1 protein-coding gene is annotated in these 1,285 nt (G+C 55.7%); it reads right to left on the reverse strand.

Annotated elements, in window-relative coordinates:
• Positions 1–52: 52 nt before the first annotated feature.
• Positions 53–1,195 (reverse strand): IS481 family transposase, encoded by a 1,143-nt coding sequence (locus CKW38_RS29355; protein WP_095114548.1) that lies wholly within the window; start codon positions 1,193–1,195, stop codon positions 53–55.
• Positions 1,196–1,285: the final 90 nt, after the last annotated feature.

The raw sequence follows: 1,285 nt of genomic DNA on the forward strand, positions 1-1,285 counted from the left end.
TGTATGTACCGGAGACATGGTGGACACATGTTCGGAGACATAGTGGACGGTTTTAGATCTTCTTACCTGCCGTAACGGTCTGCAAGTTCAAGTCGATTCGGGCGATACGATGTCTACTCCAGTAGACATCGTGGATGCCGTCCTCCGTCGTTTCCCGGATAGCTACTGACCTCCCGTGAAAAGCCTTTCCGACTGTGTATTCACGGTTCCCCCAGTAGATCTCTCCTTTCACCTGAACCTTCCTGACCACATCCCCATCGTCGTACTCAGGTGCCGCTGGTTGCTCCTGGTATTCCCGTGGGCTGCTGCTGTAGCGAGTAGCAGGAACCTGCATGTCCAGCGCTTGATGCGGGCGCTTCTGGTTGTAGATATCACGCCAGATATCAAACGCCCGTTGTGCATCGTCCAGATCGATGAAGAGTTGGCCTTGCAGGACTTCCCTTTTCAGACTGCGGTGGAAGCGCTCCAGCTTTCCCTGGGTTTGCGGGTGATAAGGTCGGGAGTGGCCGACCTTGATGCCCTGGCTCATCAGCCAGACCTCCAGCGCGGTATAAACGCCGGTCTGGTCACCCCATGGCGAACCGTTGTCCATCGTCATGCGCAGAGGCAGACCGTAGCGCCGAAAGGCCCGCATTAGTTGCTCCTGGACGGTTCGGCGCTGCTCATTGGCGCACGCAGCGATGCACAGTGAGAACCGTGAGTGATCGTCCAGTATCGTCAGCGGATGGCAACGTCCGTGTTTCAGGCTGATATGGCCTTTGAAGTCGATCTGCCAAAGATCGTTGGGCGCCTCGTGCTCGAACCGGATAAACGGTTTGACCTCGGCAGCCTTTGGATCAACGCGCGAATGACGCTGTAAAACCGCATGCACGGTGCTGACAGAGGGCATCACTTTGCCGTCGTCTTCCAACACGCGCTTGAGCTTGCGAGCGCCCCAAGCGGCGTACTCCTGACTCACGGTCAAAATCTGCTGCTCAACCTCATCAGCGCAGCGTTTGGGTGACGTCTTCGGTCGTCGAGACTGATCGATCAACCCTTGAGCACCGAGGTTTTCAAACCTGTTGAGCCATTTGTAGGCAGTGCTTGGGCTGATATTGAATCGACGGCAAAGCTGCCGAACATTGGCCCCTTCTTGCCGAGCCAACAGCACGAATTCTGAACGAAGCTGCACGGTGGACACCTCTTCCCAAGACACAGGCCATCTCCTTCGCGATGAGCAATGTGTCTATTAAAATGTGTCCACCATGTCTCCGAACACCTGTCCACCATGTCTCCGGTACATACA

Source organism: Pseudomonas sp. Irchel 3H7 (assembly GCF_900187605.1).
GTDB lineage: Bacteria > Pseudomonadota > Gammaproteobacteria > Pseudomonadales > Pseudomonadaceae > Aquipseudomonas.